Annotated in this window: 20 protein-coding genes and 1 pseudogene; 13 read left to right on the top strand and 8 right to left on the bottom strand. The window is 69.9% G+C overall.

From position 1 onward, the window contains the following. Positions 1 to 303: 303 nt before the first annotated feature. Positions 304 to 615, bottom strand: a complete 312-nt coding sequence (locus ACPW96_RS03875; protein WP_425882142.1) for a hypothetical protein — start codon at positions 613 to 615, stop codon at positions 304 to 306. Further along, complete coding sequence (locus tag ACPW96_RS03870) at positions 498 to 977, bottom strand: alpha/beta fold hydrolase (protein WP_425882078.1); 480 nt, start codon at positions 975 to 977, stop codon at positions 498 to 500. Before ACPW96_RS03870 ends, ACPW96_RS03875 begins: the two co-directional genes overlap by 118 nt. Before the next feature lie 197 nt (positions 978 to 1,174). On the opposite strand from ACPW96_RS03870, the gene ACPW96_RS03865 reads away from it, so the two are divergent. Continuing rightward, the gene (locus tag ACPW96_RS03865) at positions 1,175 to 4,231 is read left to right on the top strand and encodes an alpha-mannosidase (protein WP_425882077.1); all 3,057 of its coding nucleotides are present in this window, start codon (positions 1,175 to 1,177) and stop codon (positions 4,229 to 4,231) included. A 14-nt stretch (positions 4,232 to 4,245) separates the two neighbouring features. On the opposite strand, the gene ACPW96_RS03860 is transcribed toward ACPW96_RS03865, so the two are convergent. The 4 genes from ACPW96_RS03860 to ACPW96_RS03845 form a co-directional block, all read right to left on the bottom strand. After that, positions 4,246 to 4,953 (bottom strand): VOC family protein, encoded by a 708-nt coding sequence (locus ACPW96_RS03860; RefSeq protein WP_425818933.1) that lies wholly within the window; start codon positions 4,951 to 4,953, stop codon positions 4,246 to 4,248. A gap of 75 nt (positions 4,954 to 5,028) precedes the next feature. Further along, on the bottom strand, positions 5,029 to 7,290 hold the full coding sequence (locus ACPW96_RS03855; protein ID WP_425882076.1) for a RyR domain-containing protein: 2,262 nt from the start codon (positions 7,288 to 7,290) through the stop codon (positions 5,029 to 5,031). Between the two features lie 46 nt (positions 7,291 to 7,336). Next, positions 7,337 to 10,321, bottom strand: a complete 2,985-nt coding sequence (locus tag ACPW96_RS03850) for a hypothetical protein (RefSeq protein WP_425882075.1) — start codon at positions 10,319 to 10,321, stop codon at positions 7,337 to 7,339. 152 nt (positions 10,322 to 10,473) lie between these two features. Beyond that, positions 10,474 to 11,220 (bottom strand): CDP-alcohol phosphatidyltransferase family protein, encoded by a 747-nt coding sequence (locus ACPW96_RS03845; protein ID WP_425882074.1) that lies wholly within the window; start codon positions 11,218 to 11,220, stop codon positions 10,474 to 10,476. An 86-nt stretch (positions 11,221 to 11,306) separates the two neighbouring features. Here ACPW96_RS03845 and ACPW96_RS03840 point away from each other — a divergent pair, with 86 nt between their 5' ends. The 7 genes and pseudogenes from ACPW96_RS03840 to ACPW96_RS03810 all read left to right on the top strand — a co-directional run bounded on the left by ACPW96_RS03840 (position 11,307) and on the right by ACPW96_RS03810 (position 17,989). Continuing rightward, positions 11,307 to 12,284 (top strand): zinc-dependent alcohol dehydrogenase, encoded by a 978-nt coding sequence (locus ACPW96_RS03840; protein ID WP_425882073.1) that lies wholly within the window; start codon positions 11,307 to 11,309, stop codon positions 12,282 to 12,284. Continuing rightward, positions 12,281 to 12,676, top strand: coding sequence for a 6-pyruvoyl trahydropterin synthase family protein (locus ACPW96_RS03835; protein ID WP_425818944.1), 396 nt, complete (start codon positions 12,281 to 12,283; stop codon positions 12,674 to 12,676). The genes ACPW96_RS03840 and ACPW96_RS03835 overlap by 4 nt, the downstream gene beginning before the upstream one ends. Further along, the gene (locus ACPW96_RS03830) at positions 12,673 to 13,713 is read left to right on the top strand and encodes a glycosyltransferase family 4 protein (RefSeq protein WP_425882072.1); all 1,041 of its coding nucleotides are present in this window, start codon (positions 12,673 to 12,675) and stop codon (positions 13,711 to 13,713) included. Before ACPW96_RS03835 ends, ACPW96_RS03830 begins: the two co-directional genes overlap by 4 nt. After that, the gene (locus ACPW96_RS03825; protein WP_425882071.1) at positions 13,710 to 14,522 is read left to right on the top strand and encodes an SAM-dependent methyltransferase; all 813 of its coding nucleotides are present in this window, start codon (positions 13,710 to 13,712) and stop codon (positions 14,520 to 14,522) included. Before ACPW96_RS03830 ends, ACPW96_RS03825 begins: the two co-directional genes overlap by 4 nt. Further along, on the top strand, positions 14,519 to 15,508 hold the full coding sequence (locus tag ACPW96_RS03820) for a lysylphosphatidylglycerol synthase transmembrane domain-containing protein (RefSeq protein ID WP_425819943.1): 990 nt from the start codon (positions 14,519 to 14,521) through the stop codon (positions 15,506 to 15,508). Before ACPW96_RS03825 ends, ACPW96_RS03820 begins: the two co-directional genes overlap by 4 nt. Next, a pseudogene (locus ACPW96_RS03815) lies at positions 15,505 to 16,185 on the top strand (RibD family protein); the annotation flags it as partial. The gene ACPW96_RS03820 and the pseudogene ACPW96_RS03815, both read left to right, overlap by 4 nt. Before the next feature lie 154 nt (positions 16,186 to 16,339). Beyond that, on the top strand, positions 16,340 to 17,989 hold the full coding sequence (locus ACPW96_RS03810; protein WP_425882070.1) for a sulfatase: 1,650 nt from the start codon (positions 16,340 to 16,342) through the stop codon (positions 17,987 to 17,989). On the opposite strand, the gene ACPW96_RS03805 is transcribed toward ACPW96_RS03810, so the two are convergent. Then, on the bottom strand, positions 17,979 to 18,380 hold the full coding sequence (locus ACPW96_RS03805; RefSeq protein WP_425882069.1) for a hypothetical protein: 402 nt from the start codon (positions 18,378 to 18,380) through the stop codon (positions 17,979 to 17,981). The genes ACPW96_RS03810 and ACPW96_RS03805 overlap by 11 nt on opposite strands. Before the next feature lie 44 nt (positions 18,381 to 18,424). Here ACPW96_RS03805 and ACPW96_RS03800 point away from each other — a divergent pair, with 44 nt between their 5' ends. The 3 genes from ACPW96_RS03800 (at position 18,425) to ACPW96_RS03790 (ending at position 20,702) form a co-directional block, all read left to right on the top strand. After that, positions 18,425 to 18,769, top strand: coding sequence for a DUF2200 domain-containing protein (locus ACPW96_RS03800; protein WP_425818956.1), 345 nt, complete (start codon positions 18,425 to 18,427; stop codon positions 18,767 to 18,769). Between the two features lie 3 nt (positions 18,770 to 18,772). Next, on the top strand, positions 18,773 to 19,792 hold the full coding sequence (locus ACPW96_RS03795) for a synaptic vesicle VAT-1 family membrane protein (RefSeq protein ID WP_425882068.1): 1,020 nt from the start codon (positions 18,773 to 18,775) through the stop codon (positions 19,790 to 19,792). Between the two features lie 178 nt (positions 19,793 to 19,970). Continuing rightward, entirely contained in the window at positions 19,971 to 20,702 is a 732-nt protein-coding gene (locus ACPW96_RS03790; protein WP_425882067.1) for an alpha/beta fold hydrolase, read from the top strand. Between the two features lie 34 nt (positions 20,703 to 20,736). Here ACPW96_RS03790 and ACPW96_RS03785 read toward each other — a convergent pair whose 3' ends face one another. Then, the gene (locus tag ACPW96_RS03785; protein WP_425882066.1) at positions 20,737 to 21,765 is read right to left on the bottom strand and encodes a DUF4037 domain-containing protein; all 1,029 of its coding nucleotides are present in this window, start codon (positions 21,763 to 21,765) and stop codon (positions 20,737 to 20,739) included. A 250-nt stretch (positions 21,766 to 22,015) separates the two neighbouring features. Here ACPW96_RS03785 and ACPW96_RS03780 point away from each other — a divergent pair, with 250 nt between their 5' ends. Together ACPW96_RS03780 and ACPW96_RS03775 are read left to right on the top strand one after the other, a co-directional pair. After that, entirely contained in the window at positions 22,016 to 22,948 is a 933-nt protein-coding gene (locus tag ACPW96_RS03780; RefSeq protein ID WP_425882065.1) for a PfkB family carbohydrate kinase, read from the top strand. A 275-nt stretch (positions 22,949 to 23,223) separates the two neighbouring features. Beyond that, a complete protein-coding gene (locus ACPW96_RS03775) occupies positions 23,224 to 25,911 on the top strand; it encodes a PQQ-binding-like beta-propeller repeat protein (protein WP_425882064.1) in 2,688 nt (895 codons plus the stop codon). Positions 25,912 to 26,031 lie beyond the last annotated feature (120 nt).

Here is a 26,031-nt window from a genome sequence, read left to right as displayed (position 1 = left end):
CTGAGGATCCGGTCTTGTCCCCCTTAAGGGGGACAACGTAACCTCGATCACGAAGACGCGGCGCTGGGGAGTCGACCGCGATCCTCGAATCTGGAAGGGATGTCCGGCGCTGGGGCGCGGGACATCCAGGAATCCGGAGGATCCCCCGGGATGCAGTCACAGCTGCACCCCGGGGGGCCGACCGGGGTCCGTCCAAAAAGACCGCCTCGTGCGCCAAGTGCCGTCAACAGGCATGTCGCCCAGACGCCACGCCCCGTTGGCCGGGGCAGCCTTGGGCCTGGCTCGCCTGAGACAGAGAAGTGTTCAGCGCGCCGACTCCACGATCGCGGTCACCTCAGCGGCGATCTGGTCCGGCACGACGGGCAGCATCCCATGCGGGGTGTCAACGGTGATCATCTGGGATGGGTCGAAGTGTGCGATGAGATCGGCCTGCATGTGCCGGATGCCGGAGACAAACTGTTCCGCGCTTTCGGGGTCTGGCGCTTCGAGGGATTCGGTCACGAAGATCGTGCCCGGCACCGCCGGAATGCGGTTGAGCGCGACGCGGGCGATGGGGTACGCGCCGAGGCCGTCGATCTGCTCGCGCGTGGCCTCCCATGCGTCGGGGGCAGCCACATGCTCTCGGGCAGGAGGGCCCGCTCGATCTCGTCTTCGGACGGGAGGGTCGGATCCAGGAGGACGACGCCCGCGACATCCTCTGGATGCGTCCCGGCGTAGGTGTAGGCGATCAATCCGCCGAACGACCCGCCGACGAGCACGACAGGCGTGGCGAGACCGAGCCGCTCGATCAACCCCCGAAGGTCGGCGACCGTATCCGTCACGGACAACGGTCCTTGCACTTTCGCGCTGTCGCCGACGTTCACCCGCTCGTATTCGCAGTACGTCGTCTCGGGCGCGATGCGCTGCTGCAGGTGGGGGGAGTGAGCCCATGAGTCCGAGTCGCCCTGCGGAGACGAGGGGCTTGAAAGGTCGCGCACCAGCGGCCGGGTGGTGAGACTCCTCGCTGAAGGTCATGTGAACGAAACACGGAGGCGGGACTAGGCACCCGCTCGATGCCGTGCAACGGTCGTAGCGACGAGCGACGACGAGGACTCCGCGCCATACCCACCATGGGGCATGTCAGCGCGGCCGTCCCGTTTCGACTGCTCCTATCACCGTCAGGAGGGCTGCCAGCGTGCCAGACAGGGATTCACACCGGATCGAGCTGCGCGTGGACCGATTCGTGCGCGAACGTCTGCAGCCTGCTTCCGTGGTGGCCACGGCATCCGTCGCGCTCGCGGCCTGGGAAGCGCCCGATGAGCCGGTGCCCTTCGAGGAGGTGCCGCACGACGCCTTCACCCCCTTCCGGGTCGGCACTTCGTGGGGCAAGCCGTGGGGCACGACCTGGTTCGAGGTCTCGGGGACCGTTCCCGTCGATTGGGATGCCGGCGCCGAGGACATCGAACTGAAGATGGACCTCGGCTTCTCCCTCACGCAACCCGGTTTCCAGGCGGAAGGCCTCGTCTGGTCCCCCGAGGGAGTGATCCTCAAGGCGCTCGAGCCGTTCAACGACTACGTGCGCCTCGGCGTGCGGCCCGGAGACCCGTTCCGGGTGTACGTCGAAGCCGCGTCGAACCCCGACATCGGGGCCGGCTTCATCGACTTCCGCCCCTCGGGCCTGGGCCGGAAGTCGGCCGCTTCCTCCGATGCGCTCTATGCCCTGCGCCAGGTCGAGCTGCTGCACCGGGATCCTGAGGTCGGCGAGCTGATCGCCGACGTCTGGACGCTGCGCGGCCTCGCGAAGGAGCTTCCCGAAGGCTCACCCCGGCGGGCCGCGATCCTGACGGCGCTGGACGAGATGGTGGACGTCGTCGACCCGACCGACGTGTCCGGCACGGCCTCGACCGGGCGCGCTGCCCTCGCCGGTGCCCTCGCGTCGCCCGCGGCGGCGACGGCGCACACCGTGTACGCGGTGGGTCATGCGCACATCGACTCGGCGTGGCTGTGGCCGGTCCGAGAGACGATCCGCAAGTGCGCGCGCACCTTCTCCAACGTCCTGGACCTGATGGAACAGGATCCCGACTTCACGTTCGCGTGCTCCTCTGCCCAGCAGTTCGCCTGGATCAGGGACGGCTACCCGAAGCTTTTCGAACGGGTCCGCGCACGGGTCCTGGAAGGAAGGTTCATCCCGGTCGGTGGCATGTGGGTCGAGTCGGACACCAACATGCCCGGGGGAGAGGCCCTCGTGCGGCAATTCATCGAGGGCCACCGGTTCTTCTTCGACGAGTTCGGCCTCGAATGCCGGGAGGTGTGGCTGCCCGACTCCTTCGGACACTCCGGCGCGCTGCCGCAGATCGCCAGGGCCGCCGGAGCGGACTCTTTCCTGACCCAGAAGCTGTCGTGGAACGAGGTGAACCAGTTCCCGCACCACACCTTCCTCTGGGAAGGCATCGACGGCACGCGGATCTTCACCCACTTCCCGCCCGTCGACACGTACAGCGCCGTGCTCTCGGGCGGGGAACTCGCACACGCCGAGCGGAACTTCCGCGACAAGGGGCACGCGAACACCTCCCTCGTGCCCTTCGGGTTCGGGGACGGCGGGGGAGGCCCGACCCGGGAGATGATCGCGGCGGCGAGACGGACGAGGTCCTTGGAGGGTTCGCCGCGGGTGCTGCTCAGCACGCCTTCGGCGTTCTTCGACGATGCCAAGCGCGAGCTCGCAGTTCCCGCGGTGTGGGTGGGAGAGCTGTACCTCGAGTTCCATCGGGGGACCTACACGTCGCAGGCCCGCACCAAGCGGGGGAACCGGCGCAGTGAGCACCTGCTGCACGAGGCGGAGCTGTGGGCGGCGACCGCCACGGTGCGCACCGGCGCAGACTATCCCTATGAACAGCTCGAAGCGGCGTGGCGACTGGTGCTGTTGCAGCAGTTCCACGACATCCTTCCCGGGTCATCGATCGGGTGGGTCCATGACCAGGCCGTGCAGAACTACGAACGGATCGCCGATGCTCTCGAAGGGATCATCACGACGGCCATCGCCGTACTGACCGGCGAGGACGGGTCTTCCGAGGAGCTGCGCCTCGACGGCGCGGAGCTGCGCCTCAACGGCGCGCCCGTTCCCGTCGACGGCGTGCCGGCGTTCGGTTTCGCTCCGATGCCGGATCATACGCCGGTGCCGATCATCGAGACGGACACCGGATACACGATCGACAACGGCGTGCTCCGTGTCGTCCTGGACTCCGCGGGGCTCGTCACATCGCTTCTCGACGTCGCCGCCGACCGCGAGGTCGTTCCGCCGGGACAGAGACTCGGCATCCTGCAGCTCTTCCAGGACACCCCCACGACGTGGGACGCGTGGGACATCGACGTCTCGTACCGCGCGTCGGGGAGCGACCTGATCGACACCGACTCGGTGTCGATCGTCACGCTCGCCGATGGGACCTCCGCGCTCCGCACGATCCGGACCGTCGGCTCCTCGACCGTGATCGCACAGACGATAAGCCTGGGTGCGGGCAGCAATGCGGTCGACTATGAGACGCGCATCGACTGGCGCGAACGGCAGCGGATGCTGAAGCTCGCCTTTCCGGTGGATGTCCACGCCGACGCGGCGGCGTCGGAGATCCAGTTCGGTCACATCGTGCGGCCGACGCACACGAACACGAGCTGGGATCTCGCGCGCTTCGAGACACCGGCGCACCGATGGGTGCACGTGGGTGAAGAGGGCTTCGGGGTGGGAGTGGCGAATGACTCCACCTACGGGCACGACATCACCCGCCATGCACGATCGGGAGGTGGCACGTACTCGGTCGTGCGCCAGACACTCCTGCGGGCGCCCCTCTTTCCGGATCCGGAGGCCGATCAGGGCGAGCACACCCTCCGCACCGCGATCGTCGTCGGCGACATCGGTGAGGCGATGCGGCAGGGATACCGCCTCAACATTCCGGTTCGAGAGGTCGTGGGCGTGGCTTCCGACCGCACGGCGCCCCTGGCGCGGAGCGATCGCGAGAACGTCGTCGTCGAGACGGTCAAACTCGCCGAGGACCGCACCGGCGACGTCGTCATCCGCCTGTACGAAGCTCGAGGCGCGCGGTCGACCGCCACGATCCGCTTCGGGTTCCCCTTCGCCACCGTGCGCGAGACCGACCTCTTCGAGCGCGAAGTCGCGGCATCCGTGCTGACTGCAGGGGCACGCGAAGTCACGGTGGATATGCGACCGTTCCAGCTGATGACACTGCGCGTGACGCGGGGGTAGCCCGAGTCCGCTGCTCAATCCTTCTTGACGGCGGAGACATCGACGCAGACGACGCCCTCGTTGCCGTCCTGGTCGGCGATCACCGTGAGCGATGGCGCGTCAGTGGCGTCCACGACGGTCCCACCCGCGGCGATGGCGGCGGCGATCCGCTGCTCGGCCACCTCGGGCGCCACATAGACCTCGATGTGGAGCCGCTGACGCGGAGCTCCTTCCTCGCCGGCTTCGCCGAACCACAGGTTCGGCACCCGCGCCGTGGCGTCCCGGATCTCGTCGCTGGGAGACCCGCGCCCCTGTGACTCGGCGCTGCCGGTCAGCAGGGCGGCCCACACGGGCGCGATGGTCGCGGAGTCGGCCGTCTCGAGGCCGAGCTCGATGTGGCTGACCGAGGCCGGGTCGGCGGTGATCCCGTGATCGGAGGCGATCTCGGTGATCCGTCGCGCGAGATCGACGTCCCGCTGGGTCACCCACTCGACGGCGTGTTCGGTGCCCTCGTCGTCGCGGTACACGGCGTCGTCGCTGGTCAGCTTGAGATCGACGTATCCCTTGCCCATCGACACGCGCGGGTGGTGGCCGAGCGCGTCACCCGCCTCGCCCACCGCGACGACGAACCGTGCCCCGGTTCCGAAGTCGTCGACGACGTACCGGGCGTGCAGCCCCTGGGCGAGCTTGCGCCATTCGGTCAGGTTGGCTGCGGCGATCTGTCCGCCACCGAGCATGTCCATAGCCGGGGAGTCTAGACCCGGGGTCAGCCGCAAAGACAGTAGAGAATCCACTTCCCCCATGCCGGATCGCCGGGGTCACTGCTCGGGTGCGTAGGTCCGCTGGAAGTGCTCGGATGGGACGACCCAGCGCTCACCGCCCTGTCCCTCGACCACCCAGTCCCCGGGCTCGGCGCGGGCGGTCCCCTCGAGCGTTTGGACGATCGTCGTCGTGCGAGCCTGCATCGCGCGGACGACTCCCCGCCGCCGCCACCGACCTTCCCCCGCCGGTTCATAGGTGGCCTCGAACTCGGGGGCGCGGACGGACCACATCCGTTCGCCATCGTGCACGCGCCAGTCGCCCCGGTGCGCCTCCATCGTGCTGCCTCGCGCCGTCTCCCAGGTCCAACCGTTCGTCAGCAGCTCGGCCGTCACCTCTCCCAACCGCCGATAGCGCCCCCATGTGCCTGCGGCATCACGCACCGGCCGGGAGACGTAGCCCAGGGTGCGCAACAGCGCCAACGCATCCCGGACGGAGCGGCGCGACTTCTCTCGATTCGCCTCATCCAGGTCCGACCACTCGATGAGCCCGGGGTGTCGGCGCCGGGCATCGTCCCGCCGCTGACCGAACCGCCATCCTGCAGCGAGGTAGTGGGCCCGCCACGACTCGTGCTCTCGCTGCGTCATGATCTCCAGCTGCTCCTCGGTCGGCAGCACATCCCCCGGGTCGCCATCGCCCGTGGCAGGCCCCCACGATCGGCCGACCGCGACGGCCGATGCGAGCGTCGCACGGATGAGCCGGACGTTGCTCTCCTTATAGAACGCGGGCAGTCCCGCATCCCACCTCCGCCGCGCCGGAACAGCGGCGTCTTCTCCGTAATCCGCGAGGAAGTTGGTGTGCGCGATACGCGCCACCCTTTCCCAGCGATCGGGGGCGCCGCCGAAGTCCGAGAAGCTCAGCGCGAAGGGGTAGAGCCCCTCCATCACGGGCTCTTCAGGGATCGCACCGTCGTCGGCGACCTGCGCGTACACCGGCCACCCAGGACGTGACGCCGCCAGTTCGGTAGGACTCAGTCTGGGGCGTTTCGAGCCCGGGGCGGTCATGACCGCTGGTGACCGGGCGCTCGCGAGCGCCTCGGTGAAACCCGAGGTGGGGTCGTCACACGGGAAGGCGTCGACGTCGTCCGCCGCGTTCCCGAAGGCGCGCTGGTGGAGCGCATGCTGCCGAACCAGCGCCTCGGCATCCCGACCGACGATCGCGATGCGAGGGGGACGGGGTCCTTCCGCCGACCTGAGTGCCTTCAATTCGCGGCTGCGCTGCGCGACCTCGGCGGCGATTGCGAGCACAAGACCGGACTCGCCGTGCACGGCGACCAGATCGTGGCCGTCGTCCATCCAGCGGGTGACGAGCCTTTGAGCGGTCGCCTCGTTGAGGCCCACCGCGTCCACCGCCCACAACGGCCGGTCGACTTGGCGGCGCCGCCAATACTCCGCGACCCACGCGTCATCGATGCGCACGACGACACGCACGTGCCGATCGCCACGGATCGCATCGAGGTGCTGAGACAGCCGCTCGAACCGCAGCATGTTCGTGCCCGTGTCGGGGCTGAGGAGGTAAAGGGCATCGAGCGCGATCCGGCCCCGCCGCAGGGAGAACGAGCGCAGCGCGCCGTCGGCCGAGTCCCCCCACCGCAGCACGACGATGCCTGCCTGGCGCTGCAAGGGCGGGGGTGGATCAATGGCCTCCGCTCGGACGATGATGAGAGTGCCAGGGGCCGTCCGCCTGCGGATCGCGGAAGCGGCAGCCAGCGTCACGTCCAGCGGGCCGTCCACGACCACGCGTGATCGCGCACGTCGCATCCGGAGCACATCCAGCTGCGTCCGGAAGACGACGGCCGCCGCGAGAGCGAAACCGAGACCCACGGTCGCAATCGCGAGGAGTCGGGCAACCGTCAGCGCGAGCGGGGGGTCCGCGGGGCATCCGCTGACGCTGCCGAAGACCTCGGGTGCGCTGCCGACGAACAGCCCGAACGCCCAGGTGAGGGGGCTCCAGAAGGCGACGGACTCGCTGGCGCACGTGGAGTAAGCGGCGAGCCCGAGCCCGACCGCTGCTGTGCCGATCAGGAGGATCCCCGCGAGAGGCCGAGCGCTGTGCTGCCTGTGGCCCCGTGGAAAGACGAGCACCCCGAGTGCCAGCGCCAGCGCAACCGCCAGCGTCACAACCTGCCACGACTGCGGGTCCCAGAACGGGGACCAGACTCCTACGGGCGAGCCGAATGGTGTCAGTGCCGCGATGACGAGGAGGGCTCCTACCGCGATGCACGCCGCGGCCGCGATGGCGATCGCGATCCGCCTCAGCACGACGTGCCGCCAGAGTGTCGAGCCGGCGCCACGCGCCCCGCTCGCTCTACGAGCACGGCGGGTCCGCCGGTGTCAGCACACCGATGAGCGTCTCCCACTCGCCGGCGGTCACGACTGAGCCCGCCGTAGCGCAGGCAACGTCCACCTGCACGGCAGGGTCGAGCTCCAAGCGGGTCGCGATGGTGGCCTCCGGACTTGCGCCGTAGAGGGTCGTGATGAGCGCGCCTCCGTTCGGTTCGAACGCGTACGCTCGCACGGCGCTCTCGTATCCGTATGGCAGCGGGATGCTGTTGACGCGGGTGGCCGTGGTGACATCCACGAGCTCCAGGCCGTTGGCGGTCGGGATGCCGACGATGCCGTCGTCGCGGATGATGAGGCGACTGTCCTGCAGCCCCCCGAGATTCCTCGCTGCGGTGGATGACACCGTGCGGGTTTCACCCGCGCCGGACTCGTCGATCAGCCAGACCGGCCCCCCGTCGAAGACCACGACGAGCGTGCCGTCCACGACCGTGGCGTCGATGAGCACCATACCGGCGGGCACCTCCAACTCGGTCATCAACTGCCGGGTGGAGACCTCGAAGATGCGGACCTTGTCGGGACCGGCGGTGACCGTCGCCACGTCGTACTCGCCCGGGTCGGTGAGCGTGACAGTGATGCCGTCGTTGGAGAACCGTGCGCTGTCGTAGCCGCTCTCCCCGTCTGCCGCGCTCAGCTCGATGGCCTCGACGGCCCCACCGGTCGCCGCATCGAGGACGAGGATTCGGCCGTCGCTGGCGGCCACGGAGACGGTTCCGTCCTCGTTCAGGTGCGCTTCCAGCAGTTCGATCGCATCCGCTCCGTCCCGGGGCAGTCCTAGCCCCCACGCGACGATGCCTGCGGGGACCTGGGAAGCGTCGGGCGGCTGTCCGGGCCATATCGTCGCCAGAGTCGCATCGTCGAGCCAGACGAGGGGGGCGGGCGGTTTACCGGAGACCCAGGCCGGATTGCGCAAGGCGAACTCATCGCCGGGCATGGTCCAGGTCATCGAGGGTCGTTCCCCAGAGGAGCCGGGCACGGCTGCCACCTCCAGCGTCCGCGACTCGAGATCGTAGGTGTACATGCTCTGCCCTGTCGCAGAGACACCAATCGCCGAAGCTCGGCAGTCATTGAAGTACGGAATAGCGGTGCACTCGTCCAGCGGGCGAATGGCGCTCGCATCGACCGCCCTGCCGAGCGATTGGACATGCCAGACCGACAATGCGTCGTCTGCGGCAAGGACGAAGCTCTGCGAGTCGGCGAGAAACGCGCCGTCGGTCACGTCTGCGACACCGGAGAGCCGACGTGCGACGCCCTCCGCGGCACCCTCGGAGTCTTCGACCGGCACCAGATAGATGCCGGTCGAGTCGACGGCGAGGAGTCTGCTCCGATCGGGGCTGAGCGTCAGCCAGCTCGGCGAAGCCAGTGCCACGTCGGCGAACAAGGGGGCATCGTTCCCCGGCGCCTGGGCCGTCGGCCAGATGTCGACGCGCGACGCGTCGGTCTGGGCGGCCCGGATCACGACGTCGAGCGTGGGCGGCGTGTCGAAGAGATCCGTCCAGGGATTCCACGGCACGCTCATCGGCTCTGCAGACGCGTCATCGCTCAGGTCGATGGTGGTCCACGTCGACCGGAGCGACATCACGCGGAGCGTCGTGTCATCGACGAACGACATGTCCTGCGTCGAGTGCTGGAAGTCGCCGCCGGCTGTGAACAGGGGATCCTCGAGGGTGGTGTCCGGATCCAGGTCGCCCGTGGAATACAACTGGATGGCGGACGACGGCTCGCTGCCGACACGGTAAAGCGTGGCGGAAAGCGCCCACCTCGCACCGTCGGGCGCGACCGCGAGTCCCCACAGGGCACTTCCCTCGGGCATGTCGATGTAGACCGGGTCCTGCCCACCCTGGGCCACACCGACCCGGGACTGCCCTCGCGCGAGCACCACATCGGCGGATGCCGCGATGGCCACACGCTCGACCGGCTCACCGAGGTCGAGCCGCTCGGCGGGCGCGGCGCCCGGGGCTGTGCCCAGCGTGTAGACCGTCCCGTCTCGTGTTCCCACGGCCACCGTCGAACCGCCGTCAGGCGCGACCACCGTGATGTCTGACGGGAAAGTCCTGAAGTGGTCGAGGTTGGGGGTGCTCACGGTCGCCTCGAGAAGGACGGTGCGCGCGAGCGAACTGTCTTCCATCTCGATGCCCCCTGCGGCGAGCAGCGAGGCCAGGCGGAGATCGGTGGGGAGAAGTGCCGATGCCAGCGCGCTCAACTGACGCGCGGCGATGGATGTCGCCTGCTCGCCGATCTCCTCTGACTGCCGCGCGACTTCTTCCGCCTGACGGGCGACCTTCTCTGCCTGCCTGGCCACTTCGTTGCTCTGAATCAGGGCGATGATCGCGGCTCCGACCGCGGCCACGAGGAGGACGGAGAGGGTGGCGATCGCTGCGCGTGTGAGCCGCCGCGTCTTGCGGTGCTGGGCGACGTCGTCGCCGATGAGTTCATCTCGAGGGATGCCGCGGATGGGTGCGGCGAGATCTGCGACGAGGTCCTGGAATCGCGCGCCCGCCGTCGGGTCGGTCGCTTCGGTGACGAACCAGGCCGCGTCAACCCACCGCGGCTCCTCCGGGAAGGCGCCGCGAAGTGACGGTGGGATCGGGCTCTCCGGGGTGAATGACCGGCTCGTCGCGTCCCATGCCATGCTGCCCTGCTGCACGACGAGCAGGATTCCCCCGACGCCCTTGTGCTCCACCCACCAGCCGACCTCTCGGTCGACGTAGGCCGACTGCGCCGCCTCGGGTGTGGCGAGCAGGATCAGGTGCTCGGCCTCTCGGAGCGCGTTCTCGATCGTGCCCCACAACGCAGGGTTGGCCGACATCGACGAGTCGTCGCGGAACACGTTGCACGCCCGAAGGCGGTTCCAAGGGCGGGCGAACTGCTCGATTCCACGCTCCAGAGCCACGGCGAGCGGGCCGGACGCGCCCCGCGAATAGGAGAGAAAAGCGTCCCACGTCCGAGCCATGGCCGCTTCAGCCGCCTTCGCGGTCGCGCTGTCGATTTCCCATGTGACCCTCTCCCTCAGGAGCGCCTCGCGCGGCCCAGCCGCGCCTCACGTGCCTAGCAAGTTAGTGGAGTCGCCTCCGCGGCGAAAGATACATGGTGGGCGAGATCGCGCTAGGCCTCGCGGCCGGTTCCCGCCGCGGTCTTCGCGCCCTCCTCGGCGCCCGGCGCGCTTCCCCGTCGACGGATGAGCCATACCGTGTCGCGACCGAAGGATTCCAGCAGCAGCGTGAGAGCGACCAGCACCCCGGCGAGTCCCGCCCACGCCGGCGTGAGAGTCGAGGCGGCGAGAACCAGCGCGATGCCCGCGACCGCCGTCACCACCTTGCGGGAGTAGCGATGCGGCAGCGTCCTCCGCATCCATGGCAGAAGCCACCCGGCCGCGACGAAGACGTAGCGCAGCAGGCCGATGGTCAGCACCCACCAGCCCATGCTCGGGGCGAGGTAGGCGCTGAGGACGAGCAGGAAGAAGGCATCCACCTCCATGTCGAACCGGGCCCCCAGCTCGCTCACCGTGTTCGTGATCCGTGCGATCCAGCCGTCCACCGCGTCCAGCGCGAGGGCGATGCCCGCCAACCACACCAGCAACGGCACCGAAACCGACGCCGTGAATGACGTCGCCACAAGTCCTGTGACGACGCCCACCATCGTCGAGCGCAGGGCGGTCACCCCGTTGGCCCAGCCGAACGGAATTGTCGTCCTGCGGTTCAACCCCCTGGTCAGCAGGGCGTTGGACACGACAAGGTAGAGGAGTCCGGCGGTCCATCCCGCCACCGACAGCGCGGAGACACGGTCGACGGCGAACAGGCCGACCGCGCCCACGCCGATCGACGAGAGCGGAGCAAGATGAACCTTCGACACGGGGCGCTCCGTTTCCTCCTCATGGATACCATTCGGAGCACGCTGCTCGGGTCGTCTCGCGTTCGATTCGAGAAGAAGCCCGCCTGATGCGCGCGACGGCGTTCTGGGTGGATGGGCCCGGCGCGGGATCGCTTCGGAACGAGCAGCTCCGCGAGCCGGCGCCCGGCGAGGTGCTGGTGCGGACGCTCCACACCGGCATCAGCCGGGGGACGGAGTCGCTCGTGTTCCGCGGCGAGGTTCCTGCCTCGGAGCGGGACCGGATGCGCGCCCCGTTCCAGGAGGGCGATTTTCCCGGCCCCGTCAAGTACGGCTACCTGAACGTGGGCGTGGTGGAGCAGGGCGCCCCCGACGTCGTCGGCCGCACCGTCTTCACTCTCTTCCCGCACCAGTCGGCGTTCGTCGTCGCGGAGTCGGCGATCTCGCTCGTCCCCGACGGTGTCCCCGCCCGACGGGCGGTGCTCGCGGGTGCGGTCGAGACGGCGGTCAACATCCTGTGGGATGCCGCCCCCCTCGTGGGGGATCGCATCAATGTGATCGGTGCGGGCATGATCGGATGCGCCGTCGCGCGGCTGGCCCGCGGCATCCTCGGGGTCGACGTCACGCTGGTCGACGTCGACGCCGCCAAGGCAGAGGTCTGCGGGCGCCTCGGCGTCGCGTACGCCCACCCTGACGATGCGCCGAGGGACCGCGATCTTGTCGTGCACTGCAGCGGATCCGGGGGCGGGCTGCAGCTCGCCCTGCAGTCTGCCGCCACGGAGGGCGTGATCATCGAGGCCAGCTGGTACGGCGATTCGCCCGTGAGCCTGCGGCTCGGCGGCGACTTCCATTCCCGCCGTCTCACCATCCGGTCGAGCCAGGTCGGAATGGTAGCGCCGCGTCGGCGAGGCAACCGGACGACGGCCGACCGGCTCGCTCTTGCGCTCCGCCTGCTGCAGGATCCGGCGTTCGACGAACTGCTCACGGGCGACTCCCCGTGGCGGGATCTTCCGGATGTCCTCGCGGGCATCGCGGGAGGAACCGCGCCCGGCCTCTGCCACACCATCGATTGGAAGGACGCCGGATGACGTACTCCCTCACGGTCCGTGACCACATGATGATCGCGCACAGCTTCTCGGGCGAGGTCTTCGGTCCCGCGCAGCGCCTGCACGGGGCCACCTTCATCGTGGACGCCACCTTCCGTGCGGCCGGTCTCGACGCGGACGGCGTGGTGGTCGACATCGGGCGTGCGTCCGACACGCTGCGCGGCATCCTGTCGGCCCTGACGTACCGCAACCTCGACGACGAGCCCGAGTTCGCCGGGGTCAACACCACCACCGAGCGGCTGTGCAGCGTGGTCGCGGAGCGGCTGGTCGAGGCGGCGCGGTCCGGCGCGCTCGGCGGCGCGCCGCTGACGGCGATCGAGGTCACGCTCCGCGAGTCGCACATCGCGTGGGCGTCGTTCGAGGTGATGCTGTGAGCGGCGCCGACGGGATGCTGTGGCTCGTCGTCCCGCAGGGGGTCGACGATCCGACCAGGGTGAGCGGCGGCAACGTCTTCGACCAGCGGGTGCGGGAAGGGCTGAGGGACCGAGGCTGGCAGGTGCGGGCGGTGGAGGTCGAGCCGGATCCGGGGACGAGGCTCGCCGAGGAGCTCTCGCGCGTTCCGACGGAAGCCGTCGTGCTTGTCGACGGTCTGGTGGCGATGCGGGCCGCCGGCGTCATCGAGGCCGCCGCGGGGCGGCTGCGCATCGTCGTGCTGGCTCACATGGTCGTCGGCGCGTTCGCGGGCGCGGATGCGCGGGACATCGAGGGCGAGGCGCGGGTGCTGAGCTGCGCCCGCCGCGTCATCGTCCCGAGCGAGTGGGTGCGTTCGGAATTCGTCGAACGAGGGCGTGTCGCGCCGGAGCGCGTCGTCGTGGCGATGCCCGGGTCGGACGACGCGCCGGAGGCCCGCGGGACAGCGACCGGCGGGGCCCTGCTGTGCATCGGGGTCGTCGCCCCGCACAAGGGACAGGACACGCTGGTCGACGCACTGGTGCAGCTGGGCTCGAGGATGCCGTGGACCTGCACGATCGCCGGATCCGTGGCGGTGGACCCCGGGTTCGCGGGCCGTGTCGCGGCGCGAGCGGAGGGCGCCGGTCTGTCGGAGCGGATCACCTGGGCCGGTGTGCTGACCCCGATCGAGCTCGACGCCGAGTACGCCCGCGCGGACCTGCTGGTCGCGCCGTCGCGCACGGAGAGCTACGGAATAGCCGTGGCGGAGGCGCTGCGGCGCGGCGTCCCGGTGCTCGCCAGCCGCGTCGGCGGGATCCCCGAGGCGGTGCGTCCGGGTGTCGCCGCGGTCCTCGTGCCACCGGATCGGCCGGATGCGCTGAGCGACGCCCTGCGACGGTGGATCATCGATCCCACGCTTCGTGCGCGCCTGACCGATGAGGCGCGCAGAACCAGAACGCGTCGTCCCCGGTGGAGCGACACCGTAGACACGATCGATGCGACCCTGGCGGGCCTTTCGTGAGCGTCGTCATCCCGGTCTCGGCCGAGTGGCTGACGCTGCGGGAGGACGTGGATGCGCGGTCGCGCTCACGCGCGCTCGCGCTGCGGGCAGCCGAGATGGTGAGGGCGCCCCTGACGGTGCACGATCTCGGGAGCGGCACGGGCTCGATGATGCGATGGCTGGCGCCGCTTCTCCCCGGACCCCAGACGTGGGTGCTGCATGACTGGAACCGCGCCCTCCTCGAACAGGCGGCTGCACAGCCGGCTCGCGACGGCGAAGGGGTTCTCGTCTCGGTGCGGACGAATGTCGACGGGCTCGGCCGGCTGCGCGCGAGTGCGCTCGCGGGGGCATCGCTCGTGACCACCTCCGCCCTGCTCGACGTGCTGGCCCGCGAGGAGATCGAAGCGATGGTGCGGGCGTGCGTGGAGGCGGGCGCGCCCGCGCTGTTCGGTCTCAGCGTGACGGGAGGGGTGGAGTTCGAACCGGCCGACGCGCGAGATCACGCGTTCCAGACGGCGTTCAACGATCACCAGCGCCGGTCCGTCCACGGCCGGCGCCTGCTGGGCCCGGATGCCGCGGGAGTGGCGACAGACCTCTTCGGGACCGCCGGGTGGTCGGTGCGCGTAGCGGAAACGCCGTGGGTGCTCGACTCGGAGGACCGCGAACTCGTCGAGGAGTGGATGCGCGGCTGGGTCGCGGCCGCCGTGGAGCAGCGCCCGTCCCTGCGGAAGCCGGCGGCGGAATACGCGGCGATGCGTGCAGCCCGCATTGCCCGGGGCGGGTTGCGCGTTCTCGTGCATCACCAGGACCTCTTGGCGTGGCCGCCATGACCGCGGTGGTCCGCGAGCGCTCGCCGGAGGCGGCCGTATCGCCGCCGCGGTGGCGACGTTGGGCGCAGGTGACCGTTGGAGCGGGAATCCTCGCGGCGATCCTCATCCAGGTCGGGGCCGAGCCGTTCCTGCGAGGGCTGGCGTCGGTCTCGCCGTGGGCCATCGCCACGGCGTTCGCGCTCACCGCCGTGGCCACGGCGGCCGCCGCGTGGCGATGGCGCCTGCTCGCGTCCCGTCTGGGGCTCGAGCTCGGGTGGGGCGAGTCCGTTTCGGCGTACTACCGCTCGCAGTTCCTCAACACGGTGCTTCCCGGGGGGGTCGTCGGTGACGTCCATCGAGCCGTGGAGCACGGGCGAAGCGTCGAACAGGTCGCGCAGGCGGCGCGCGCGGTGGCCGCCGAGCGAGCCGTCGGCCAGGGGGTGCAGCTCGTGCTCGCCGCGGTGGTGCTGGCATCGATCGGATTCTCGGCCTACGCTCCGGCTGTGGGGCCTGTGCTCGGAGTCGTTCTCGGCGTCGTTCTCGTCGTCGGCGCGGCGGTCGCCGTCGCCCTGGCAAGCCGTCGCGCCCGCGCGGCGCTCGCGCACGAGCTCGCGATCCTGCGGGGTGCGTTCAGCTCCGCGAGCACGGTCGTCCGATTGGTCGCGGCCTCGACCATCGTGGTCGCGGCACATGTGGGAACCTTCGTCGTGGCGTGCGCGGCGGTGGGCGTCGACGCGACTCCCGGGCAGATTACGGCAGCGGCCGTTCTCGCGGTGCTGGCGTCCGCCATCCCGCTGAGCATCGGCGGATGGGGTCCTCGCGAGGGCGTCGCCTCGTGGGCGTTCGCCGTCGCGGGGCTCGGCGCGGCGACCGGCATCGCCGCTTCGACCACGTACGGCGTGCTCGCGATGATCGCCGTCGCCCCCGGTGCGCTCGTGCTCGCGGCATCCTTCCACCGTCGTCGCCGCGGCGTGGCGTCGATCGATGCCGGCGGGTGGACGCGATGACCCTGCCCTACGTCACTCTGAGCTGCGCGATGTCGATCGACGGCTATCTGGACAGCGCCGTTCCCCGTCGCCTTGCGATGTCGAACTCCGAGGATTTCGACCGGGTGGATCAGCTGCGCGCGGACAGCGACGCGATCATGGTCGGCGCATCCACGGTCCGCCGCGACAACCCGCGCCTGCTCGTGCGCAGCGAAGAGCGGCGGCTGCTTCGCCTCGCCGCGGGGCGGCCGGCGTCACCGGCGAAGGTCACGATCACCGCCACCGGCGACCTCCCCGTGGAGTCGTCGTTCTTCACCGTCGGCGATGGCGACAAGCTCGTCTACTGCCCGCGGGGAGCGCGCGAGCGGATCGCGAACCGGCTGAGCGGCGCAGCCACGGTGGTCGGGCTGGGTGAGGAGGTCACAATGAGGGATGTCGCGGCCGACCTCGCCGGCCGCGGAGTCCGGCGGCTCATGGTCGAGGGAGGTGGCCGGCTGCACACGCAGTTCCTCGTCGAAGACATCGTCGACGAGCTGCAGCTCGTGGTCGCTCCCTTCTTCGTCGGCGATTCCCGTGCACCCCGCTTCGTCGAGGCCGGCCGCTTCCCGTGGACGGCCACGAGACGTGCCCGGCTGGCCGACACCCGTCGCATCGCCGACGTGGTGCTTCTGCGCTACGCACTGTCTGACCGGTTCCCGGGAGCAGACGCCATCGACGAGCTAGGCCGGCACGGCCGGCGCCCTTCCTTCGATCGCCTCGACCAGCTCGAGGACGGCGACCCGCGCGAGAACCTCGACGGATGCGATGAGGGTGCGGGGGAGGCGTTGTCCGCGGGACCTCCCCTGCGGGACCGTGACCGCCGATCGTGACGCCCGGTTCGGGGAGGGTGACCGCCTCTCGCGCGGCGCTCGCATCTCCACGGTCGCCGCGTGCGCCGCACTCCTCGTCGTCCCTCTCGTCCCCGGTGCGCTGACGACCGGAACGCCCGCCGCATTGCTGGGCGTGCCGGCCGAGTCGTTGGCGATCGTGCTCGTGCTCCTCATCGTCGTGGCGCGGCCCGTGCGTGCGACAGCCGCGGGTGTGTTCGGGGCGGTCGTCGTGTCGGCGATCCTCGTGGCGGTGCTCGACCTCGGCTTCCGGGCGATGATCGACCGCCCGTTCAACCTCGTCGAGGACGGTGGAGCGGTGCTGAGCGCCTGGGGCGTCGTGCGGGATGCGGCCGGCACGGGCAACGCGATTCTGACGGTGCTGCTGCTCGCCGCGCTGGCGGCCGCCGCTGCCGTGGCCCTCGCACGCGCCGCGCTGCGCGTCGGGGGAGCCGCTGCGGGCGCGGGCAGACGAGGGGGGATCGCCGTGGCGGCCGTGACGGTGGCGTGGCTCGTCGGCTCGCTGGCGGGGCTCCAGGTGCTGCCGGGCACGCCCGTAGCGGCATCCCGGGTCGAGGACACCCTCATCGACTCATCGGCGCGCGCGCTCACCAGCATCCGGGATCAGCGCGCGTTCGAGCGGGCGCTCGAATCGGACCGTCTCGACGGGGTGCCGGCGCAGGAGCTGCTCGCCGCCCTCGCGGGCAAGGATGTGGTCGTCGCCTTCGTGGAGAGCTATGGACGTGTCGCCGTCGAGGACTCCGCGTTCACGGACGGCATCGCACGCGCGCTCGACGAGGGTGGCAGCCTCCTCGAGCGAGAAGGGTATTCGTCCCGGAGCGCGTTCCTCGCCTCGCCCACGTTCGGCGGCGTGAGCTGGCTCGCCCACGCGACGCTGCAGAGCGGTGTCTGGGTCGACTCACAGGCGAAGTACGACCGGCTGATGGCGGGGGACCGGCAGACCCTCAGCGGCGCGTTCGCGCGCGCCGGATGGCGGACGGTTGCGGTCGTCCCGTCCAACACGCGGCCGTGGGAGGCGGGCGCGTCGTTCTACGGCTTCGACACCGTGCTCGACTCCCGCAACATGGGCTACCGCGGCCCGGCCTTCGGATACGCGCGCATGCCCGACCAGTACACCTGGCAGGTCTTTTCCGACCGGGAGCTCGGCAACGGTCGCCAGCCGGTGATGGCCGAGATCGATCTGGTCTCGTCGCACACACCGTGGACACCCCTGCCGAGTCTGGTGCCCTGGACGCGGGTGGGGAACGGGTCGGTGTTCGCCGGCCAGGCGGCGGAAGCGGAGTCGCCGGTCATCGCGTGGGCCGACCCGGATCGAGCCCGGGTGCTCTACGGCCGCTCGGTCGAGTACGCGCTGCGCACGATCTTCTCGTTCCTGGAGACCTACGGCGACCAGGATCTCGTGCTCGTGGTGCTCGGCGACCACCAGCCCGCACGGATCGTCAGCGGCTCCGAGGCGGACGGCGATGTGCCGGTCACGATCATCTCGAAGGACCCCCAGGTCTTCGCGAGCATCGCGTCATGGCGATGGGAGGACGGACCACGCCCGTCCCCCGACGCGCCGGTGTGGCGGATGGACCGGTTCCGCGACCGGTTCGTCGAAGCGTTCAGCGGTTGAGCGTGCGGGGCGTGCGGAAGACGAGGGCGGTGGTGATGGCGAGCACCACGATGCCGATCGCTTCGAGGATGACGGTCTGCGGGACGAGCGTGAAGTCCCAGGTCTGCGAAATGCCGAACAATCCGACGGTGAGCGCGAGGACGAGCGCGAGCAGGGTGGCGATCAGGAACAGCAGGCTCAGCACGGTCGCCAGCTGAAGGAGGCGGCCGTGCAGAACCAGCATCGCGATCGCCAGAACGAGTGCCGCAACCGCGTTGAGGGTGAATGCCACGCCCAGGATGCCGCCGACGCCGTTGAAGACCAGGTAGAGGTGGATCCCGCCCGCCACGAAAAGCAGGACGGCGCTGAGGATGCGCATGATCCAGAGAACGCGCTGGTTGGTCTCAGCCATCGACTCACCCTTCGCACCACGGCGCCGCGAAGTACGCTAGCCCCGTGCATAGAATCTTCCGCACCAGCGTGGCATCGGTCTACCCCCTGTACGTCACGAAGCTCGAGAAGAAGGGGCGCTCGCAGCACGAACTCGACGAGGTGATCCAATGGCTGACCGGGTTCGATGAGCCGACGCTGAAACGACAGCTCGATGATGGTGCGACCTTCGAGGAGTTCTTCGCGGACGCGCACGTCAATCCCAAGGCCTCGCTGATCACCGGCGTGATCTGCGGCATGCGTGTCGAGCAGATCGAGGATCCCCTGATGCAGAAGATCCGCTACCTCGACAAGCTCGTCGACGAGCTCGCGCGCGGCAAGGCGATGGAGAAGGTCCTGCGGCAGGCCTGAATCATGAAGCGGGTCGTGATCGTCGGCAAGGGTGGCCCCGAACAGCTGCAGGTGCGAGAGGCGCCCGACACCGAGCCGAAGCACGGTGAGGTGCGGATCCGGGTTCGGGCCAGCGGCATCAACTTCGCCGACATCCTGGCGCGCAAGGGTCTTTATCCCGATGCCCCGCGCCTCCCGGCTGTGGTCGGCTACGAGGTCTCCGGCGTGGTGGATCGGGTCGGCGCCGGGGTCGGCGACGCCTTGACGGGCGAGGAGGTCGTGGCTCTGACGCGCTTCGGGGGCTACTCCGACGTCATCTCGGTGCCGGCGGGCCAGGTCTTCCGCAAGCCCGCTGCGCTCTCGCACGAGCAGGCGGCGTCCCTTCCGGTGGCGTACCTCACGGCATGGCAGCTCCTGGTGGTCATGGGTTCGCTCAAGCCTGGCGAAACAGTGCTGATCCACAACGCCGGGGGCGGCGTCGGGCTGGCCGCGATCGACGTCGCGAACCATCTCGGGGCGACGATCTACGGCACTGCAAGCGCCGCCAAGCACGCGTTCCTGCTCGAACGCGGCGTGCACGAGGCCATCGACTACAGGACGACGGACTGGGCCGTCGAGGTGGACCGACTGACCGGTGGCAGGGGAGTGTCGCTCATCATCGATCCTCTGGGCGGGAAGAACGCGAAGAAGAGCTACAACGCCCTCCGTTCGGGCGGCAGGCTCGGGATGTTCGGGATCTCCGCCGCGACTGCCTCCAGACTGCCCGGGCCGCTGGGACTGGGGCGGGTCGCGCTCGGAATGCCGTTCTTCCATCCGGTGTCGCTGATGAATTCGAACCGATCGGTCTTCGGCGTGAACCTCGGGCACATGTGGCACGAGACCGGCATGATCGCGGGCTGGATGCAAGCCCTGCTCGATGGCGTGGCGGAGGGGTGGGTGCGTCCCCATGTGGACCGGACGTTCCCGCTCGCGGATGCCGGAGCCGCACACACATACATCGAGGAGCGCAGGAACACCGGCAAGGTCGTTCTGACCACCACCTGACACCGCCCCGCCCCGAGATCGGCGATCCGAACGTCCGGGCTGTCGAAAACCCTGGCGGGGTGCGCCGCGCGCACCCTATGGTGTGCGAGAAGGCTCTCCTCCGGCACCCCGAGTTCCCTCGCAGCTCCACCACCGCAGCCTCACCTCGCCCTTCGGCGCCCCCACAGAAAGAAGTCGCATGTCTGAGAGCAAGCCCACCATCGTCCTCGTCCACGGAGCATGGGCCGACGCGTCCAGCTGGGACGCCGTGACCAGGTCCCTGCAGTCGCAGGGATACACCGTTCTCGCACCGCCGAATGAGCTGCGCGGCCTGCAGTCGGACGCCGCCTACGTCGCGTCCTTCCTCGCCCAGCGCACGACCGGGCCGGTGGTGCTCGTCGGGCACTCCTACGGCGGCGCGGTCATCACGAATGCCGGTGCACGAGGCGGCGACGTGAAAGCCCTGGTCTACGTGGACGCGTTCATCCCCGACGAGGGGGACACCGTGGTGAGCCTTCTCGCCGGTTCGGGGTCGGCGCTCGACGTGGCGGACCCGACGACCGTGCTCGATGTCGCGGGCTACCCCGGCGCGCCGGAGGGCGCCGCCGAGGCCTTCCTCAAACCCGACACCGTGCACACCGCCTTCGCGCAAGACCTGCCCGAGGCGGACCGCTGGACCATCGTGGCGACGCAGCGACCGGCATCCTTCGTGGCGAACGTCACCCCCTCGGGCGCCCCGGCGTGGAAGACCATCCCCAGCTGGGCGGTGCTGGGCACCGACGACCTGGTCATCCCCATCGGCCTGCAGCGCCGGATGGCCGAGCGCGCCGGCGCCACGATCAGCGAGGTCGCCGCCTCCCACGTGTCGATGGTGTCGCAGCCCGAGGCGACCCTCGCGGCGATCCAGGCGGCCGTGGACGCGATCGGCTGACCGGAGGCGCCGGCAGGGCGCGGCCGGCCTCGCCCTAGGGGAAGATGACGCGTCGGCGCTCCTGCGGGTCGACGAGGATGTCCACGAGGTCCGTGCGCTGCTCGATCGACCCGAGCCCTCGCGGCAGTCCGCGGACGTCCTCGTCGCTCACCGCATCGAGCAGGCTCGCCTCGATCGACGGTTCCGGATGCAGGAACGGGCGATCCCAGAACGGGATGGTCGCGTTCGGGATGTCGGTCAGCCCGGCGTCGTTCTGCATCCGCAGCAGAAGCTGCAGTCCCTCGGCGAGAGCACTCTGGCGGTCCTGCCAGCCGGCCGCCGTCTGCACGCGGTCGATGATCGGGCCGAGCTCGCTCGCGCACGGCAGCCGGTCGAAGAGGGTGCCGAACCACTTCGGGTAGGGCGGGAAGCGCCGCTCCAGCAGGAATGCCAGGTGCATCACCACCTGGGTGAGCCGTGCGGCGATGATCCGCGAGCCTCGTTCGTCGCCGACATCGCCGGCGCGGCCCATCAGCGGCATCTCCTGCTCGAGGCGGATCCAATCGGCGGCGAGGACGTAGCGCCACACGTCATCCGGATACCACTCCAGCGTTCGCCGCGCGGCGCTGATCTCTCCGATCTCATCGGTGAAGAGCGGGCCGGCGGTCACCTCGAGCACGGCTTGACCGGACACAGCCAGCCAGTCCCGCGGGGACGCCCCGTCGCGAGGATCGAAGCCGAGGTGCGCGATCAGGAAGTCGTGCGCCGAGCTCACATCGACGTGATGCCGTTGAGCGCTCCGCCCCGTGAACGCGAACCTCACGGGCAGATCACGGAACTCCGGCGGCAGCGATCGTTCCAGCTCCTCGTCGACGGCGACGACGTCGCCCGGTGGAACGAGCAGATTCAGACGCAGCCCCCAGTCGTGATCTCGCGAGGTCTCGTCATCGAGCCCCAGCACGTCAGAGCCCGCTCCCAGTCGTCCTGCCGCGTGCGGCATGCCGGGAAATCGCTCGAGGAGGAGCGGTCTCACGACCTCCAGGTAGTAGGCGCGGGCGACCTCCACGCCATTCCCGCCGCTCATGCGCTCAGCATGCCATCCGCCCGCATCGCGGGCCAGGGCGGTGTGCGGCGCTCCTGGCACTAGGGTGCGATCGGCTCCCGGATCAGCTCGGCCACCGCCAGCACGAGTTCCGGTCCGTGGCCGGGCCGTCGATGGAAAGTTTTCGCCACACAGCTGCGGGTGGCAGAGCGGCTGAAAGGATGCAAGGGGTACCGCCAGCCCTCGTTGAACCCGCGCGCGCACGCGGGGGCTGGCAGAAAGGAAGTTTTCGGTGAAGGTAGCGGTGGTCGGAAGCATCAATCTGGACGTCGTCGCCCGGGTCCCGCACATCCCCGCACCGGGGGAGACGCTCCTTGCCCGCAGCTCGTCGCGCGGCGGCGGTGGGAAGGGGGCCAATCAGGCGGTTGCCGCGGCCCGGGCCGGCGGCGCACTCGTCGCGTTCATCGGCTCGGTGGGCGAGGACGGCGACGGGCAGGCGCTCCGCGCCGCGCTGCAGCGGGACGGGATCGACGTTACGGGGCTGGAGTCCATCGGCGCGGCCACAGGCGTTGCGCTGATCTCGGTCGCCGACGACGGCGAGAACGCGATCGTCGTGATCTCCGGCGCCAATGCCGTGGATGCGCCCCTGTCGGGGCGTCAACGGGCGCTGATCTCGACCGCCGACGTTCTCGTCGCACAGCTGGAGATTCCACCGACTCGGGTGCTGCAGGCGTCGGGCCTGCGAAAGCCCGGTGCGCTGTTCGTGCTCAACGCCTCCCCGTCATCGCCTCTCGCCGAGGAGGGTGTGGCGCGCACGCTCCTCTCCGCGGTCGACGTCGTCGTGGTGAACGAGCACGAGCTGCGCGACATTGCGCGAACCCAGACGGGGACGGTGGATGCCGCGATCGACCAACTGGCGGAGCGCGTCGGCGCTCTCGTCGTGACGCTCGGGGCGGACGGATCGATCATCGCGGTGGGTGCGGAGCGCAGGAGCGTTCCCGCGTTCCCCGTCGAGCCGGTCGACACGACGGGCGCCGGCGATACGTATTGCGGCGTGCTGGCCGCGCACCTTGCGGCCGGGCAGGGCCCGCTCACGATCGACGGGATCGCGGAAGCAGCGCGCCTCGCCGGTGCGGCGGCCGCCCTCGCCGTAGGAAAGGCGGGCGCGCAGGCGTCCGTCCCGACGGCGGAGGAAGTGGACGACCTGCTCGCGGGGGCATCCTGAGCGACGACTTCGATCCGCTTGTCCCGCGCGGCATCGGTCGCTGACGGGACGGTTCTCTACATCCCTTCGTGTACCACTCGGCGGGCCGCATCCCTTCGTGTACCACTCGGTGGGCCGGAGCCTTGCCTCCCCTCGCGAGCGACGGTTAGCGTCCAGGCGCCGGATGGCCGAACCGATCCATCGAATGGATAGGGCCGGCCGGCCCACCCCACGGGTGGACTCGGGCGCGCGGTGGCACGCCGGAGACGAGATCGAGGACGATCAAGGAGTCGAGGATGCGCAGACGTCTGATGAAGAGGATGGGGACCGTGGGGCTCGGGGCGCTGGTGGTGCTGGCGCTCACGGCCCCACCCGCCTACGGCCTTGCAAGGCCCACCGAAGCCGTCCCGCCCGCGGGGCTGACGGGTCTGGAACCGACGGGCGCCGACATGCCGACGGTCGGCGGCAACCTCGGCAACCAGCACTACTCCGGGCTGACGCAGATCGGCAAGGACAATCTCGATCAACTGGCCCCCGCGTGGCGCACCCACGTCTCCGCCGTCGCGCCCGCGAGCGATGATGTCGGGCAGCAGACGACCCCCATCGTCGTGGACGGCGTCATCTACCTCGACACGCCGAGCGGTGGGGTGATCGCGGTGGACGGCGCCAGCGGTGATCCCGTCTGGAAGTGGGAGAACGACGTCTACGGCCTGTCCGGCACGCGGCGCGGCGTCTCGGCCGGCGACGGGAAGATCTTCACGCTCGCGGGCGGCAACCGCGTCGTCGCGCTGGACGACGCCACGGGGGCAGAGGTCTGGGCCGTGCCGGCTGCCGGCCCGAACGGCGAGGACCTCGGACGCGTCGGCAAGGTCGCGACCGTGTACTACGACGGCATCGTCTACGCCCACGCGGCCGACGGCGACCGCGGCGCGGTCGTCGCGCTCGACGCGAGCGACGGATCGTACCTGTGGCACTTCTTCGGCGGACCGAAGCGCGGCCAGGTATTCACCGGCGTCGACGGCGTGCCGTTCGACGCCTCTGCGACCTGGGGTCCCGTGCTCCCCGACGGCACGGACTGCGCCGAGGAGGGCGGGGCGACGTCGTGGATCCACGGCGCCGTGGACCCCGAGCTGAACATGTACTACATGACCTTCGGCAACGCCCGCAGCTGCACCTCATCGCAGAACGGGTCGCTGCGGCCGGGAGACAACCTCTTCTCGAGCACGATGGTCGCCGTCGACGCCTCGAGCGGCGAGTACAAGTGGCACTACCAGTCCATCCACCACGACGTGTGGGACATGGACAACGTGCACCCGCCGACCCTCGCCGACATCGAGGTCGAGGGCGCCGAACGGAAGGTCGTCTTCTACGGCAGCAAGTCGGGTCACCAGTTCGTGCTCGATCGCACCAACGGCGAGCCCGTCCTGCCCGTCACCGAGAAGCCGATGATCACCGACTCGCGGCAGGCGCACTCGCCGACGCAGCCCTTCCCCGAGAGCCGCCTCCTGCCGGAGTGCGTGGTGTGGGAGAAGCTCGACCAGGAGAACATCCCGGGCGACCCGTGGCGTGCCGTGCCGAACTACAACGGCTATCAGCCCGACGCGGACGGGAACCTGGTCTTCAACCCCGACAGCTACGTCGCGGCCGACGAGCCGTTCCTCACCTACCCCGAGGGCGCACCCGACCACCGCGAGGGCTGCATGTACGACCCGCAGTGGGATCTGCCGATCCTCTCGACCACCAGCCAGAACGGCGGGGCCGACTGGTCGAACAACGCGTACAGCCACAGCACGAACCTCGTCTACTACCCATACGGCACGAATCCGGTGGCGCACTGGAACGGGGCGGCCGCCAACGGTCAGCGCGCGATCGGGCAGTACCAGACCGGCGGAATCCTCGCCTATGACGCGTCGACCGGCGAGGTGGCATGGAAGAACCACCTCGGCACCGACATGTCGCACGGTCAGGGACCGCTGGTCACGGCATCCGACCTGCTCTTCGTCGGGCAGATCGACGGGCGTGCGCTGGCGATGGATGCCGGCACCGGCGATGTGCTGTGGGAGTTCCAGACGGGCTTCGGGATCGCAGCCGCACCGGTGACCTACGAGGTCGGCGGCGAGCAGTATGTCGCGGTCTTCGCCGCGGGCTCCACCAACCCCTACGGCGGATCGGTGACGCAGGGCGACTCGCTGTGGGCGTTCAAGCTCGGCGGTTCGTACACCACGGAATCGGGCAGCCAGGAGGGACCGGACACGGCGCCCCTCTCGATCCGTCGCCCGGTCAGCGGTGCCGCGGTCGAGGGTGCGACGGTGGGCAACACCGTCCTCCTCGCCCGGAGCAGCCGAACCGCCGACACAGCGGTCGCGCGGGACGCGACCACCCAGAGCTCGATGCAGCCGACCCACCTGCGGGTGCCCGTGGGGACGACGGTGACCTTCCGAAACCCGGGTGCGGAGACGTTCCCGAACTTCCCGAACCTGCTGCCCCACTGCGCCACGCAGTTCTTCGAGGGGGAGTTCAACGCCACGCTGCAGCCGGGGGAGAGCTACGAGCACACGTTCGATCGTGCCGGCGACTACTTCTTCAACGACTGCACAGACCCGCGGCCCACCGGAAGGATCGAGGTCTACCTCACGCCCGAGGACCAGCCGGGGTCGCTGCGGTTCACGCCGGGCACGCTGAATCTGCGATCGGAGACGGGCATCTTCACGGGTGTCGACGGCAAGGTCACGGCGCACTTCGAACTGCCGGCGGGCGCCGTGTACGACGGCGGAGCCGCACTGCTCACTCCGCTCTCGCAGACGCCGATCCCGGCCGAGAAGGTGACGGCCAACAAGAACCGGCTGATCGTGCAGTTCGAGAAGGCGGATGTCGACAACAACGTGCCCACGGGGGAGGTCAGCCTCACCGTCGTGGCGAGGGTCCTGCAGGGCGGCGTGCAGAAGCAGCTCACGTCGACCGCGACCGTGACGGTCGTGAAGTAGGCCGGTCGCCGGCATTCCCGTCCGCCTCCGTCACCGCTCCCCGCACCCGCGGGGAGCGGTCGGCGGGGGCGGGCGTCCGCGCGCCGAGCGGCCGCCGTGTCCCATTCGGCGAGACTCGAC

This window comes from Micromonospora sp. DT81.3, from assembly GCF_049847225.1.
Classification (GTDB): Bacteria; Actinomycetota; Actinomycetes; order Actinomycetales; family Microbacteriaceae; genus Microbacterium.
Note: the sequence above shows the minus strand (reverse complement) of the source record. Positions and strands in the feature narration are given on the sequence as shown.

Bases quoted from the DNA above. Each gene is read 5' to 3' on its own strand.
- ACPW96_RS03775 (WP_425882064.1), top strand. From the start codon at position 23,224: ATGCGCAGACGTCTGATGAAGAGGATGGGGACCGTGGGGCTCGGGGCG.
- ACPW96_RS03850 (WP_425882075.1), bottom strand. From the start codon at position 10,321: ATGGCTCGGACGTGGGACGCTTTTCTCTCCTATTCGCGGGGCGCGTCC.
- ACPW96_RS03795 (WP_425882068.1), top strand. From the start codon at position 18,773: ATGAAGCGGGTCGTGATCGTCGGCAAGGGTGGCCCCGAACAGCTGCAG.
- ACPW96_RS03790 (WP_425882067.1), top strand. From the start codon at position 19,971: ATGTCTGAGAGCAAGCCCACCATCGTCCTCGTCCACGGAGCATGGGCC.
- ACPW96_RS03835 (WP_425818944.1), top strand. From the start codon at position 12,281: ATGACGTACTCCCTCACGGTCCGTGACCACATGATGATCGCGCACAGC.
- ACPW96_RS03805 (WP_425882069.1), bottom strand. From the start codon at position 18,380: ATGGCTGAGACCAACCAGCGCGTTCTCTGGATCATGCGCATCCTCAGC.
- ACPW96_RS03860 (WP_425818933.1), bottom strand. From the start codon at position 4,953: ATGGACATGCTCGGTGGCGGACAGATCGCCGCAGCCAACCTGACCGAA.
- ACPW96_RS03820 (WP_425819943.1), top strand. From the start codon at position 14,519: ATGACCGCGGTGGTCCGCGAGCGCTCGCCGGAGGCGGCCGTATCGCCG.
- ACPW96_RS03840 (WP_425882073.1), top strand. From the start codon at position 11,307: ATGCGCGCGACGGCGTTCTGGGTGGATGGGCCCGGCGCGGGATCGCTT.
- ACPW96_RS03785 (WP_425882066.1), bottom strand. From the start codon at position 21,765: ATGAGCGGCGGGAATGGCGTGGAGGTCGCCCGCGCCTACTACCTGGAG.